General features: G+C 62.4%; 12 protein-coding genes. 6 read left to right on the top strand and 6 right to left on the bottom strand.

Annotated elements, in window-relative coordinates:
- From AC1D17_RS22155 to AC1D17_RS22130, 6 genes are all read left to right on the top strand, one after another.
- Positions 1–402: cupin domain-containing protein (locus tag AC1D17_RS22155; protein WP_477567467.1), on the top strand; the 402-nt coding region annotated here is incomplete at its 5' end.
- 80 nt (positions 403–482) lie between these two features.
- Positions 483–2,075 carry an ABC transporter substrate-binding protein gene (locus AC1D17_RS22150; protein WP_477567466.1) on the top strand — a complete coding sequence of 531 codons (1,593 nt, stop codon included), beginning with the start codon at positions 483–485 and terminating at the stop codon, positions 2,073–2,075.
- 123 nt (positions 2,076–2,198) lie between these two features.
- A complete protein-coding gene (locus AC1D17_RS22145; protein ID WP_477567465.1) occupies positions 2,199–3,182 on the top strand; it encodes an ABC transporter permease in 984 nt (327 codons plus the stop codon).
- A gap of 47 nt (positions 3,183–3,229) precedes the next feature.
- The gene (locus tag AC1D17_RS22140) at positions 3,230–4,084 is read left to right on the top strand and encodes an ABC transporter permease (protein ID WP_477567468.1); all 855 of its coding nucleotides are present in this window, start codon (positions 3,230–3,232) and stop codon (positions 4,082–4,084) included.
- Positions 4,081–4,941 carry an ABC transporter ATP-binding protein gene (locus tag AC1D17_RS22135; protein ID WP_477567464.1) on the top strand — a complete coding sequence of 287 codons (861 nt, stop codon included), beginning with the start codon at positions 4,081–4,083 and terminating at the stop codon, positions 4,939–4,941. The genes AC1D17_RS22140 and AC1D17_RS22135 overlap by 4 nt, the downstream gene beginning before the upstream one ends.
- Complete coding sequence (locus tag AC1D17_RS22130; RefSeq protein ID WP_477567463.1) at positions 4,938–5,666, top strand: ABC transporter ATP-binding protein; 729 nt, start codon at positions 4,938–4,940, stop codon at positions 5,664–5,666. Before AC1D17_RS22135 ends, AC1D17_RS22130 begins: the two co-directional genes overlap by 4 nt.
- A gap of 538 nt (positions 5,667–6,204) precedes the next feature.
- Here the strand turns inward: AC1D17_RS22130 and AC1D17_RS22125 are convergent.
- The 6 genes from AC1D17_RS22125 to AC1D17_RS22100 all read right to left on the bottom strand — a co-directional run bounded on the left by AC1D17_RS22125 (position 6,205) and on the right by AC1D17_RS22100 (position 14,437).
- The gene (locus AC1D17_RS22125; protein ID WP_477567462.1) at positions 6,205–7,347 is read right to left on the bottom strand and encodes a M24 family metallopeptidase; all 1,143 of its coding nucleotides are present in this window, start codon (positions 7,345–7,347) and stop codon (positions 6,205–6,207) included.
- A gap of 124 nt (positions 7,348–7,471) precedes the next feature.
- Positions 7,472–9,322: an aminopeptidase P family protein gene (locus tag AC1D17_RS22120; RefSeq protein WP_477567461.1), complete on the bottom strand. Its 1,851-nt coding sequence runs from the start codon at positions 9,320–9,322 to the stop codon at positions 7,472–7,474.
- Positions 9,323–9,358: 36 nt separating this feature from the next.
- Entirely contained in the window at positions 9,359–10,663 is a 1,305-nt protein-coding gene (locus AC1D17_RS22115; protein ID WP_477567460.1) for an alpha/beta fold hydrolase, read from the bottom strand.
- Positions 10,664–10,671: 8 nt separating this feature from the next.
- Positions 10,672–11,625 (bottom strand): ABC transporter permease, encoded by a 954-nt coding sequence (locus AC1D17_RS22110; RefSeq protein ID WP_477567459.1) that lies wholly within the window; start codon positions 11,623–11,625, stop codon positions 10,672–10,674.
- Positions 11,622–12,590, bottom strand: coding sequence for an ABC transporter permease (locus tag AC1D17_RS22105; protein ID WP_477567458.1), 969 nt, complete (start codon positions 12,588–12,590; stop codon positions 11,622–11,624). The genes AC1D17_RS22110 and AC1D17_RS22105 overlap by 4 nt, the downstream gene beginning before the upstream one ends.
- Positions 12,587–14,437, bottom strand: coding sequence for a dipeptide ABC transporter ATP-binding protein (locus AC1D17_RS22100; RefSeq protein WP_477567457.1), 1,851 nt, complete (start codon positions 14,435–14,437; stop codon positions 12,587–12,589). Before AC1D17_RS22100 ends, AC1D17_RS22105 begins: the two co-directional genes overlap by 4 nt.
- Positions 14,438–14,466 lie beyond the last annotated feature (29 nt).

The following is a 14,466-nucleotide window of genomic DNA, read 5'->3' as shown; positions in this document are numbered from 1 at the left end:
CTGTGCAACATCGCCGATGCACTCGGTGCGAGCGTGGATGCGTTCGTCACGTCGCCGCTCCAGCATGGCGCGGTTTCGCGCCAGGGGGAGCGCCGGTCGTTCAGCCTTGGCGATATCAGACGTACCTATGAATTGCTGGGGCGCGGGTTTCCGGGTGCGAAGCTGCATCCCTCGCTGGTGCGCCGCCCGCCCGGCCATGTCTCCGAGGTCATGCGCAACGAAGGAGAGGACTTCGTTTATGTCCTGGAGGGGAGCATGCTGCTTGAGGTTGCCGGTGAGCGCCACCTCCTCAACGCGGGCGATTCCATGCACTTCCAGTCGCATCTGCCGCACCGGTCGACGACATTGGGGAGCGAACCCACTCTGGAGCTTTGGGTGCGTACGCAACCATTCTTCCCGTAGTGGGCACGAGGGTGACCGCGTCGCGGTTGTTTGAACCGGCCAAACACGAATAAGCCGGCCATTGGAGGAGGAGAAGCAGAATGAACATTTCCCGCTGGGCGAACTCGGTCGCCCTTGCCGCCATGCTGGCCGTATCGAGCCCCGTCTGGGCAGCGACGCCGGCCAACACGCTCGTCGTCGCCGATGCGATCGACGATGTGATCACCCTCGATCCGGGCGAAGTCTCCGAGGTCGGCGGCGTGCTGGCGTCCAACCAGATTTACCAGCCGCTGGTCAGTTTCGACGTCAACGACCCGACCAAGATCATCGGCGTCCTCGCCGAAAGCTGGACGGTATCGCCGGACGGCAAGGTTTATACCTTCAAGATGAACCCGAAAGCGACTTTCGCCTCGGGTAATCCTGTCACCGCGAAGGACGCGGAATATTCGCTGCGGCGTGTCGTGCTGATGAAGTCGCGCTCGGCCTTCATCATCACCCAGTTCGGCTTTACGCCGGAGAACGTCAAAGATCGTATCAAGGCGACCGACGACCGGACGCTCGTCGTGGAAATCGGCGACACCTATTCGCCGAGCTTCCTGTTCTACTGCCTGTCCTCCTATGTCGGCGGCATCGTTGACAGCAAGCTGGTCCAGGAGCATGAAGCCAACGGCGATTTCGGCAATGCTTGGCTGAAGAGCGCCAACTCGGCCGGCTCCGGGCCGTTCGTTCTGGCCAAATGGGAACCGAAGCAGTCGATCCTGCTCAAGCGCAACGACAATTACTGGGGCGAGAAGCCAGGCGTCGAACGGGTCTTCATCCAGCATAGCGCCGAGAGCGCGGCGCAAAGGCTGCTGCTGGAAAAGGGCGATATCGACATCGCCAACAAGCTCGGCCCGGATGATTTCGACGCCATCGCCGACAAGCCGGATATCGCCATCGCGAACGGCCGTTCCGGCACCATCTACTACATGGGCCTCAATGTACGGAACGAGAACCTCGCAAAGCCCAAAGTAGTGGAGGCGCTAAAGTATCTCGTTGATTATGACGGCATTGCCGGCACCATCTCCAAGGGCACGATGGAGGTCCACCAGACGCTTGTTCCCAACGGCTTCCTCGGCGCGCTGGACTACAAGCCCTACAAGCTCGACGTGGAGAAGGCCAAGTCCCTCCTGGCCGAGGCCGGCGTGAGCGGCGAGATTTCGCTCGACACCGTCGTTTGGAACACGCCGCCCTATACCGACTTCGCCCAGGCTATCCAAGCGACGATGGCGCAGGCCGGCGTCAAGCTGAACCTGCAGGTGGTCGACGGCCAGCAGTGGCTCGATCGTTACCGCAACCACAATCTGGACATCTGGCTCGGCCTGTGGGGACCGGACTATCCGGATCCGCATTCGAACGCCAAGGCCTTCGCGGTCAACAAGAAGGATGCGCCGGACGGCTCCGACAGCCTCGCCGACCGTTTCGGCTGGGATGGCGGTGATCTTTCGAAGCAGGCGATGGAAGCCGTACGCGAGCAGGACACGCAGAAGCGCAAGGCCATATACGAAGCGATCCAGAAGACGCACACCGACACCTCGCCCTTCCTCTACATGTTCCAGCAGACGCGCAAGGTAGCCGTCAGCTCGAAGGTCAAGGGACTGGTACTCGGCCTCACCTTCTCCGACGACCGCTATTGGTCGATCACCAAAGAATAGGACAACGACACACGGCCGCCCGCGGACAATCTCGTCCGCGGGCCTTTCATCAGTGGGCGGGTGCTACCTTTGATCTTGCGGCTTCTTACATTTTCGCGACATGCCGGCGCCTGGGCTGCGACCGTGGCCATCACGCTTTTCGGCCTTGTCGTGCTCACCTTCGTGGTCGGCCGCGTCGTGCCGATCGACCCTGTGCTCGCCATCGTCGGCGACAAGGCCTCGCCGGAGGTCTATGAGCGGGTTTTCATCGCGCTCGGCCGCGACAAACCGCTCTACGTCCAGTTCGCCACCTATGTCTTAGGGCTGCTGCACGGCGATTTCGGCCAGTCCTTCGTCACCAGCCGGCCCGTGCTGGACGACCTGCTCGACTTCTTCCCCGCCACGCTCGAGCTGTCGACCATCGGGCTTCTGATCGGTGTCGTGCTCGGTATTCCCGCCGGCGTCGCCGCAGCCTATTGGCATGAGAAATGGCCGGACCACGTGATCCGGCTGATCGCACTGGTGGGGTATTCCGTGCCGGTGTTCTGGCTGGGGCTGGTGGGCCTTTTCTTCTTCTACTTCAAGCTCGACTGGGTATCCGGGCCGGGCCAGCTGGATGTGTTCTACCAGGGCCTCGTCGATCACCGTACCGGATCGATCCTCATCGACAGTGCGCTTGCCGGTGAGTGGGAGGTGTTCTGGAACGCGATGAGCCACATCATCCTGCCGGCGCTTCTGCTCGGTTTCTATAGCCTGGCTTATATCGGGCGCATGACGCGCTCGATGATGCTCGACCAGCTCAACCGCGAATATGTGCTGACGGCGCGGCTGAAGGGCGCCAGCGAATTCGAGGTTGTCGTGGGGCATGCGCTGCGCAACGCGGCAATCCCGCTGGTCACGACCGTTGCGCTTTCCTATGGCAGCCTGCTGGAAGGGTCCGTTCTCGTGGAAACCATCTTCTCCTGGCCGGGTATCGGCAACTATCTCGCCTCGTCCCTGTTCAGGGCCGACATGAACGCCGTTCTGGGGGGCACGCTGGTGGTGGGCGCCGTCTTCGTCTTCCTGAACATGCTGTCGGACGTTCTTTATGGCGCCCTCGATCCGCGCGCCCGCGAGCACCTGTCATGAGGTCTGTCATGCCGATTGAACCGACCGATTCACGACAGGCGCTGCGCATGGCGCGCCGGGCGGAATTCGGCCGCTTTGCCCGCCGCTTCCGGCGTAACCGGCCTGGTATGGCCGGCCTCGCTATCCTCTTTCTCCTGGTGCTCAGCGCCATCTTTGCGCCGCTGCTTGCAACCCACGACCCCTACTTGCCGGATCTTGGCAAGCGCCTGTCGGCGCCGGGCGCGGAGTTCTGGCTCGGCGCCGATGAGCTTGGGCGCGATATCTACACGCGCATTCTCTACGGCTCGCGCCTGACGCTGATGATCGTGCTGCAGGTGGTGATCACGGCCGCGCCCGTCGGGCTTGTCGTGGGTGCGATATCGGGCACCTATGGCGGCATCGTCGACAAGATCTTCATGCGCGTCACCGACGTTTTCCTCGCCGTGCCGAAGCTGCTTCTGGCACTGGCCTTCGTCGCCGCGCTCGGTCCGGGCATCTTCAACGCGGTGCTTGCCATTACGCTGACGGCCTGGCCGCCCTATGCCCGCATGGCGCGAGCCGAGGCTCTGGTGGTGCGCAACGCGGATTACGTGAATGCCGCACGGCTGGCCGGCGCCTCGCAATCCTATCTGATCGTTCGCCACGTCATGCCCATGTGCTTCTCGTCGGTGATCGTGCGCATGACGCTCGACATGGCGGGCGTCATCCTCATTGCAGCGGGCCTCGGCTTCATCGGGCTCGGCGCACAGCCACCCTTACCGGAATGGGGGGCGATGATCTCGACCGGCCGCAAGTTCATCTTCGACCAATGGTGGGTCGCGACCATGCCGGGCATTGCGATCTTCCTCGTCTGCCTTGGTTTCAACCTGTTGGGAGACGCGATGCGCGACCTGCTCGACCCCCATCTGAGGCAACGCGGATGACAGACAGACCTTTGGTGGAAGTCGAAAACCTCCATATCGCGTTTCCGCGCGAGGATGGCGGCTGGCACGAGGCGGTGCGTGGCGTGTCATTCTCGCTCGGCCGTGAGAAGCTCGGCATCGTGGGCGAATCCGGATCTGGCAAGAGCCTCTCCAGCCGGGCGCTGCTCGGCGTTCTGCCCGCGCACGCTCGAATGAGCGCCGACAGGCTGCGCTTCGATGGCATTGACCTTATGTCCGCCTCTCAGCGGGAGCGGCGCAAGCTGCGCGGCGGGCGCATGAGCATGATCCTGCAGGATCCGAAGTTCTCGCTGAACCCGGTCCTCAAGGTGGGGCGGCAGATCATGGAGGCGTTTCGCATCGGTTATCCGGCGCTTTCCGGGGCCGAGGCGCGTCGCCGGACCATTGACATGCTGGAGGCCGTGCACATCCGCGCACCGGAACGTGTCGTGGATCTCTATCCGCACCAGATTTCCGGCGGCATGGGACAGCGGGTGATGATCGCCATGATGATGGCCCGCGAGCCGGATCTCCTGGTGGCGGACGAGCCGACATCCGCACTCGACGTTACCGTGCGCGCGCAGGTTCTTTCGATCATGGACGAACTGGTGACGCGCCGGGGCGCGGGGCTGATCCTGATCAGCCACGATCTCAAGCTGGTCAGCCGGTTCTGCGATCGGGTGCTGGTCATGTATGCCGGCCGTATCGTGGAATCCCTGCGCGCCGACGAAATGCACAATGCGCGCCATCCCTATACGCAAGGCCTTCTCGCCTGCCTGCCGTCGATCCAGAGCACGGGCGATCCGCTGCCGGTACTGCAGCGGGAAGCCGGCTGGGCCAATCCGGAGAGGCAACCATGATCAGGGTCGAAAATCTCAATGTGACGTTCGGCGCCGCCACGGTGGTGCGCGATGTCGTTTTTTCGGTCGCGCCGGGTGAGAGCTTCGGGCTGGTCGGCGAGTCGGGCTCCGGCAAGTCGACGGTGCTGCGCACCATGATGGGCCTCAACCGCACCTGGAGCGGTACGATCGAGATTGACGGCGCGCCGATCAGGTCGATGGGGCGAAAGGATCTGGCGCGGCGGGCGCAGATGGTTTTTCAGGATCCCTATGCGTCTCTCCACCCCCGTTTCGTCATCGCGCGGACGGTTGCGGAGCCGATGCGGATCAACGGCATGGACAACAGCCAGCAGCGGGCGCGCGAACTGCTGGAAATGGTCGGCTTGCCTGGCGCATTCGGCTTTCGCTTCCCGCACGAACTGTCCGGCGGACAGCGTCAGCGCGTCGCCATCGCGCGGGCTCTCGCGTTGTCGCCGAAGGTGCTCCTGCTCGACGAGCCGACTTCGGCCCTCGATGTTTCCATCCAGGCGGAGGTGCTCAACCTGCTCAGCCGGCTGAGGCGTGAGCTCGGCCTGACCTTCGTCATCGTCAGCCATGATCTGGCGGTCATCTCGCATATGTGCGACCGCTTGGCGGTGATGCGCGATGCGCGCATCGTCGAAACGCTCGACCGGCGCCAGCTTCAGGAAGGTCGCCTGGTTCAGGACTAYTCCCGGGAGCTGCTGGCTGCTAGTGGTGACGTTTAGCCGTAGCGTTGCCCGCATCCGCACGAGTGGGATATGCGGTGGGGTCGTTGGATCGGAGTAGACCGTGTCGGTGGCCTGGCCGGCATCCTCTTTCATCGTGTTGAAGCTGGTCTGGCCGTCCGGATCGGCAATTGACGCTTCCAGCAATGTTACGGTGCTTGCGGAAAGCTGGTCGCGCACTTCGCCCAGCCAGCTATCCAGATATTGCTGACGCTGGGAACGCACCAACAGTTCCAGCTCCTTACGTGAGGGACCGAAAATGCACCGGTTCCGCTGCCAACGGAAAACATGATCAACCATGGTGTTAGCGATTGCCCGGTCGTGCACGGCACGCCAGCAACCCACAGCGTTAGATTTTCCCGATCCACCTGCTTCAGTCGCCGAAAGCCAAGATGCGGCAAAACTCCGCGCAATGCCGGCGGGTCGTGTGACCGGAGAGATCATGTTGGTTCACGGCATCGGCTTCGACGCGAAGCGGTTCGGCCAAGCAAGCAATGCCATCAGCGGGGACTAACACCTGCTTCAGCTGTAAAAGATGTCAATCAAAAGGTTCTGTCGGCCCCTTCGCGGGGCGGGTGAACCAGTGTGGCCCTTGCTCAGTCAAGAAGATGTGGTCTTCCAGCCGAATCCCAAAGCGACCGGGAACAACGATCATCGGTTCGTTTGAGAAACACATGCCCGGCCGAAGCGGCATTTCATTGCCGCGCACGATGTAAGGCTCCTCGTGCATCTCCAGCCCGAGGCCGTGCCCGGCCCTGTGCGGGAGGCCAGGCAACCGGTAATCCGGACCCAGACCATGGCGCATGAGCACGGCGCGCGCTGCGTCGTCGAGACTGTGGCAAGGGGCATCGAGTTGCGCGCAGTCGAAGACCGCCTGCTGCGCCTCCCGCTCGATCCGCCAGATCCGCGCGTAGTCGGCGTCCGGCTCGTCGAGCATATAGGAACGTGTCAGGTCGGAATGGTAACTTTCGATCTGCGCGCCGGTGTCGACCAGGATCGGTTGGCCTGCCTCCAGCACCTGGTCGCCGGTGGCGCCATGCGGCAGGGACGTCGCCTCCCCGAACGATACGATGCAGAAAGTCGAGCCGCCCGACGCTCCCAACGCCCGATGCTGTTCGTCGATATGGCGCACCACCTCAGACGCGCGGATACCTGGCTTCATGATCGCATGGGCGCGTTTGTGCACCTCAAGTGTCAGGCCCATCGCATATTGGATCAGCGCGATCTCCGCGGCCGACTTGCGGCGCCGCAGGTCGCGGATGAGGCGCGTGCCGTTGGCAAGCCGTTCGGTCCCCAGGCTCTCCACCAGCGCATGGTAGATGAACAGCGGCAGCGCATCGTCCAGTCCAACGCGGCCGGAGGAACCGACAAGGGACCGCACCAGCGCCGCGGGGCTCTCTTCTTCCTCCCAGGTCGCGATGTCCCCGGCCAGATGCGGCAGCGTCTCCACGCGGCTGCGCTCGAAAGCCGGAACGATGTAGGTGAGCCCGGCCGGCGTCACCAGCGCTCCCAGTAGCCGTTCGCTCTGGTGCCAGACAAGGCCGGTAAAGTAGAGCAGGCTCTCGGTCGGGCCGAGCAGCACCGCGGCGAGGCCGGCCGCCTCCATATTCTCGCGCAACTTATGCAGCCGCTGCTGTCTTTCAGCGACGGAGATCGGGGCAGGGCGAGCGGGGAAAGCCATATAAACTCCTGGGTCGGGGCGGTCTCGATGCCCTCCTTGCGGGCACTGAACGCACGGTCAAATATCGATACGCGATGAGAAGGAGCAAGCGGGTCGATGATCCCGCCGCTCAACATTTCGTACCTCACACTTCCTGTTCAAGCAGCACCTGCGTCCGCCTGCCATCGTCGGCGGGTGTTTCCCGTCGGCGTTCCGCGATGGCGCGGGTTTGCCCGATCAGGAAAGGCAGCGTTTCCGGCTGCACTAGGTCGGCGAGCGTGTTCCTGACACGGGCATGGTATTCGTCGAGCCAGYGCACCTCATCCGGGCTCAATTGCGTCGTGTCAGCCATCGCAAGATCGATAGGGACCAGGGTGAGCGAGGTGAAGCGGCAGAAACCCGCTCCGTCGGCGACAACCTCGACCTGGTTTTCGACGCGCATGCCGAAGGCGCCTTCGCGGTAGTAGCCCGGCTCGATCGTCATGATGTTGCCTGGCTCCAGACCGTACAGGTTCGGCCTCTTGTCCAACCGGTGCGGATATTCATGCAGGAGCAGATTGTGGCCGACGCCGTGGCCAGTGCCATGGTCATAGTCCAGACCCGCGTCCCAAAGCGAGCGCCGCGCGAACGCGTCGATCTGATGGCCCTGCGTCCCTGTCGGGAAACGTAACGAGATCAGCGACAAGAACCCTTTCAGAACGGCCGTGTAGGCCACTCGCATTTCGTTGCTCGGCTCACCGAACATCAATGTCCGCGTCAGGTCGGTGGTGGCGGTCAGATATTGCCCGCCCGAATCGATCAGGTAAGGCGCCTGGCCGTCGATGACGGCATTGGTCGACGGCTTCGCCGCATAGTGGCACATCGCGGCGTTGGCGCCGGCTGCGGATATGGTGCGGAAGCTTGGTTCCAGGAAACCTTGCCGGGTCCCGCGGAAGGCCAGCAATTGCGCTTCCGCCTCCAGTTCGGTCAACGGGCCGGCCGCATGCTGCCGTCGGCTGGCTTCCTTTGTCACCCATGCGAGGAAATCGGTCATCGCCACGCCGTCCTCGACATGGCAATTGCGATAACCTTCGAGTTCGGCCTCAGTCTTGATCGCCTTCGCCAGGGTAACCGGGCTGGTTTGAGCGACAAGGCGGCCACCACTCGCCAGAACCCGGGCGCGCAGCGCGTGCGGTGCGAAATCGGCGTCGATCACCGCTGTTCTGGTTGCCGATATCGCGGCGACCCGGTCGAGGAAGCGTTGCGGCGGGGTTAGCCGCACATCGGCGATTTCATAGCCGCTCGGGTCGTTGCCGAGCTTGCGGCTGTCGACAAACCATTCGACCGTCCCGTCCGCGCCAAGCGCGAGGAACGAATGCGGCACCGGGTTCATTTCGACATCAGAGCCACGCACATTGAGCAGCCACGCGATGTTATCGGGCAGCGTCTCGATCAGCCAGTCGGCTCCCATCTCGCGCAATTGCTCTGCGATGCGCCGGCGCTTGTCGATCGAGGCCTCGCCGGCCGCATCCACCGGCATCGCGCGGATCTTGCCGAGCGGCGCAAGCGGCCGGCCGTCCCATATTGCGTCGAACGGATCGCTGTCGAGCTGGACAAGCGATGCGCCACGCCCGGTCAATGCTGCCTCCAGCCTGTCATGCAACATGAAGACGGTTTTCATGCCATCGACGCCGATGCGCCAGCCTTGTTGGGCTTCCTCCCCAAGCCATCGGTCGATTGGCTCGTCGCGGAGATGGCGCAGTTCGAAGGCATCGAGGTCGACCTCGCCGCGAACCTGGATCTGGTAGCGCCCGTCGACAAAGATCAGTGCCCTGTCGCTCAGGATCAGCGCCAGGCCGGCCGAACCGGTGAAACCGGTGATGAAGGCAAGGCAATTGTCATGCGGGGCGGTGATCCCGCTCTGATAGGCGTCTGTGCGAGGCACAATGAGCCCGTCCAGGCCGACATTCGCCATCCAGGTACGCAGGCGGCCGAGACGGTTCGCCATTTCATTCATTGTTGTTTTCATGGAGTGTCATTTCGTTCTTGTGTTCTATGCGGCCGTGCGCGGTCCACCCTTGTCGCGAGCCATGTCGACCAGGCGGCGAACCACCATTCCGGCCTGTTTGATGCCGTCATGCTCGAACTCGTTGGTGATCCAGAAGTCKAGATTGCCGACCTGCCTCGCCGTCTGCAGGGAAAGATCTGCATCGACGAACATGTCGTCATGGTAGATGACGGCCGAAACCGGAATGTCGTTTCCGGCTAGCCGTACCGTATCGTAGAGCGGGCCGTGCTGCCGGCGCTGGGCAAGAGCGTCGACACCGGCTTTGAAAGGACGCAACCCAGCGATTTCCTCGAACATCCAGGGATAAATCATCTCGCCGGTGAAGAGCAGCGGGCGCCTGTCTTCGGCAAACGCAGGGAAGTCGCCGCGCACCCGCTCGGCCGACCAATTCGTCGCTCCCTCGCCCTGGATGTAGGCCGCCTCATGCAGGGCGGCGAACAACGGATTGCCGCGAAACGCGGTCAGGTTCATGACGCTAGACAGGAAGAAATCTGTCAGACGGTCCTCTTCAGGTGCGGCGAAAGCCTCATCGAGGAGCCAGTGGATATTTTCAAACCCTGGCCCCATGCCGAGATCAAGCCCGACCGTCTGCAGCCGCCTGACGGTGAGTTGGTCACCATCAGGCAAACGGACGTCGTTGCCGGCGATAAAGTCAGCGATCGCAGCCAATTGTTCTTCGTCTTCCGGATAGCGTCGAAAATAGGCAGCATTCTTTGCCGCCACGCGCGGATAGGTTCTGCGATAGACCTCGTCAGCCGAAGGTACGAGGCTGGGTAATCCTCCAGCAACATAACAGGCGGAAAGTCCCTCCGGCGCATGGCTGAGATAGGTCATGGTGATGAAGCCGCCGAAACTCTGCCCGAGTGTCTCCCAGCGCCTGTCGTCGAAAAGCGTCTTCCGTATGTGCTCACAGTCGGCGACGATGGAGTCGGCACGGAAATGGGCGAGATAATCGGCTGCCGCTTCGCCATCGACGAAGCCAGCCATGGCGGTAGCTTCCACGGGTGTCGAACGCCCTGTTCCGCGCTGGTCCGGCAGCACAACGCGATGCGTTTTCAGTGCTTCCGCGAGCCAGGCCGGCGAGCCGCGCGTCGGGCGCGGCGACTTGCCGCCAGGACCGCCCTGCAGGAAGCACAGGATGGGCAAATTTTCGAACCGGCGCACCGGGTCGACGATTTCGCGCGCGAACACCTCGATGGCTACGCCATCCGGCTTCGACCAATCGAGAGGAACCGCAAGCTTGTGGTCGCGCACCAGCATTCCGGGGATTGTAAATTCACTGACAGGCATTGGAAATCTCATCGGACACGTGGATCGAGGAAGAGGTAGAGCAGATCGACAATGATGTTGGCGGCAACGATGAACACGCCACCCAGCAGCACGACGCCGATGATAATGGGACGGTCCTGGTTGTTGACGGCCTGCACCGCCAGCGCCCCGACGCCCTGTAGGCCATAGACCTGTTCAATGACGATGGCGCCGCCAAGCAGAAGCGCGATGTCGGCGCCCAGTTGGGTCACCAATGGCGTCAGGGCCGCGCGCATGCCATGCCGCCAGACCACAGTGCGTTCGCTGGCGCCCTTGGCACGGGCGGTACGAATGTAATCCTCGCCCATGACCTCAAGCATCTGTCCGCGCGTGAGCCGGGCGTAGATGGCTGCCATGGTGAGCGCGAGCGTCGTCCAGGGCAAAACCAGATGCCAGGCCCAAGTCGCGGGATTCGAGCTCAACGCTTTGTAGCCGCCGGCCGGAAAAAGCGTGAAGCCGGATTGCTTCGGTAGGAAATAAAGCAGGTAGAGCGACATCATGCCGAGAACGAAGGTCGGGAAACTCAGGCCTACCAGGATGAACGCCTGCCCGAAACGGTCGCGCAGACTGCCTGCGTGACGCGCGGAACTGATGCCGATGGGTATGCCGATGGCAAGCCAAAGCAGAACCGCACCCGCCACCAGCGAGACCGTCGCCGGGATGCGGCGCAGAATGATGTCCGCGACCGGCTGCTGGTTGCGGTAGGAGAAACCGAGATCGCCGGTCACGGCGTTGGCGACGAACCGGCCATACTGCTCCAGGATCGGCTGATCGAGGCCCAGGTTCTTCCGTATGAGCTGGATCTGGGCTTCGGTTGCCTTATCACCGGCAATCATGCGCGCCGGATCGCCGGGCGCGACAAAAAACAAAAAGAAAACGAAAGCGCTGAGCGCAATCATGACGCCGGCACCAAAGAGGATACGTCGACCGAGAAAACGGATCATCGTTTCGTGGCCCYCTTTACCTTCTTCCTAAGACTGCGTGCCGTACGGGCACTTTTCGGATCGAGCGCGTCGCGCAAGCCGTCACCCAGGATGTTGAAGGCCAGAGTGGTCAAGAGCAACGCAATGCCTGGCACGAACACCATCCACCACGCGATCAGGTAGAGCGAGTTGGAGGATGCGTCCGCTAACATGCCACCCCAGCTTGGAGTCGGCGGCACGATGCCCATGCCGAGGAAGGAAAGCGTCGCCTCGAAGACGATCGAGCTGGGAATCTGCATGGTCGTGTAGACGATGATAGGCACCGACAGATTGGGCAGGATGTCGACGACCATGATGGACAAGGGACGAGCCCCCAGCGACCTACTTGCCTGGACGAAATCCTGCCTGCTCAGGGAAATGACCTGGCTACGGATGACGCGTGCCATCGGCGCCCAGCTGAAGAAGACAATAACGATCACACTGAGCAGGAGACTGGGGCCGAATGCCGAAACCAAGGCCAGCGCGCACAGCAGAAACGGCACGCTCATGACAAGGTCTGTAAGCCGGCTGAGACAGGTATCGACCCAGCCGCCGAAATAGCCCGCGGTTACCCCGATGATGACCGCAATCGTCGAGGCGGCCAACGACGCCAAAACGCCAACAAGCAGTGACACGCGCGCGCCGTAGGCGAGCCGTACCAGAACATCACGGCCAAGCTGATCGCTGCCGAACCAGAAGTCCGCGCCTGGTCCCACCGGGATGCCCATCGGCGTCAGGCCGATGTCGCGGAACTGCTCGATCGGCGAATGGCCGGTCAGGGCGGCAATGGCAGGCGCGGCTATTGCCAGCAACACCACGGCAACGATCACGCCAAGCGCCGCCATGCTGGCGCCGTCGCGCCGCAGACGCCGAAGCGTCAGTTCCAGCGAGCCGCGCTGAATGACCTCGGTTTCCGTGATACCAATTTCTGATACGACTTCACTCATTGCACGGCCATCCGGGTTTCGCGAAGGATACGGTCTGGTGCACCGGTCAGGGCCGGCGGAACATGCGACGCCGTCAGCAGGGTTCGCGTGTATGGATGCTGTGGGTTGGCAAACAGCTGTTCCGTGCTTGCCAGCTCAACGATACGGCCGCCTTGCATCACAGCGATGCGGTCGCACACATGTCGCACCACCGAAAGATCATGCGAGATGAACAGATAGGTCAGGTCGAGTTCACGCTGCAGGCGTCGCAGCAGGTTCAGAACCTGCGCCTGCACCGAGACATCGAGGGCCGCGACAGGCTCATCGCAGATGATCAGCGATGGATTAAGAGCCAGGGCCCTTGCAATGCCGATGCGTTGCCGCTGGCCACCGGAGAATTCGGAAGGAAATCGATTGTAGTGTTCGGGGTTCAGGCCGACGATCTCCATCAGATGCCGTACCTTGTGTTTGCGCTCCTCGCCGTAGGCTTCTCCATGCAGGCGAAACGGATCGCCGATGATGGATCCGACGCGGCGGCGCGGATTGAGCGAGCCGAAAGGATCCTGGAAGACGAGTTGTACGTTCTTGCGCATCTCGCGCCAGCGGGCGCCGTCCAGCGCGCCGATGTCTTTCCCGAKCAGCTTGACCGAGCCGCTGGTAGCGCGGGTCRGCCCAGCAACGACCCGCGCGAAGGTCGACTTTCCGCAACCGCTCTCCCCGACAAGCCCGACCGTCTCACCCTTGGCAACGGTTAGATCGATTCCCTTGAGAACATCGAGGGTTCGGCGCTGGCCGAAGAAGTTGCCGATCTGGTAGCTCAGATGCACGTCCCTTGCCGCAACGATCGGCTCAGCAGCGTTATCCCGGTCCGGCGCCGCTACGGTTGGCCGTGCGACTGCAGGCGCAATGCTTGCCCCATGCTCCCGCCAACACTGAGACTCTACACCGTCGCTGTAGAGCCTCAGGGGTGGTCGCTCCGAGATGCAATTTGCCAGTGCGTCATTGCATCGTGGTGCGAAAACGCAGCCAGTGGGGGTGGCAAGCAGGCTGGGCGTCCGCCCTTTGATCGGAACGAGATCCGAGCCCTGCAGGCAATTTGCGGGGGACGATTTAAGCAAACCGTTCGTGTAAGGGTGAACGGGCGAGCGGAAAACGGCAGCGCTCTTGCCGTATTCCATGCGATGTCCGGCATACATGACCATCACGTCATCGGCCACGCTCGACAGCAGGCCGAGGTCATGCGTGATCAGGATCACTGTCGTCCCGAGCTCCTTGCGCATGGCGTCGAGCAGCGCGACGATCTGGGCCTGAACGGTGACGTCGAGTGCCGTCGTCGGTTCGTCCGCAATCACCAGGGAAGGTTTCAGGATCAGCGCCATGGCGATCATGACGCGTTGGCGCATTCCGCCCGAAAATTGATGCGGATAGTCGCCCAGGCGGTCGCCAGGAGACGGAATGCCGACCTTGCTCAGGATTTCGACGACACGCGATCGCGCGTCGTGGCGATCGATCTTCTCATGCAGATGCAGCGCTTCGGCAATCTGAGCTCCGATGGTGTAGTAAGGGTGCAGGCTGGAAAGCGGATCCTGAAAGATCATGCCGATGCGCCCACCGCGCAGCTTGCGTGCCTCTTCCTGCGCAAGCCCGATCAGATTGCGCCCTTCGAATAAGGCCTCGCCGCTGATGTCCGCGTTGGGCAACAGACCAACGAGCGCCTGTGTGAGCACGCTCTTGCCCGAGCCGGACTCCCCCGCAATGCCGAACAGAGAGCCCTGCTTGACCGAAAACGAGACGTTGCGGACGGCATGGACGACGCCATCCTCGGTCGGAATCTCGACCGTAAGTTGCTTGGCTTCAAGAAGTGCCACGTTCGAACCCTTTCGCACTGGACCAGAAG

This window comes from Pararhizobium sp. P1_E7 (assembly GCF_056405855.1).
The sequence above is the reverse complement of the archived record's forward strand: the minus strand, read 5'-3'. Positions and strand labels throughout refer to the sequence as shown.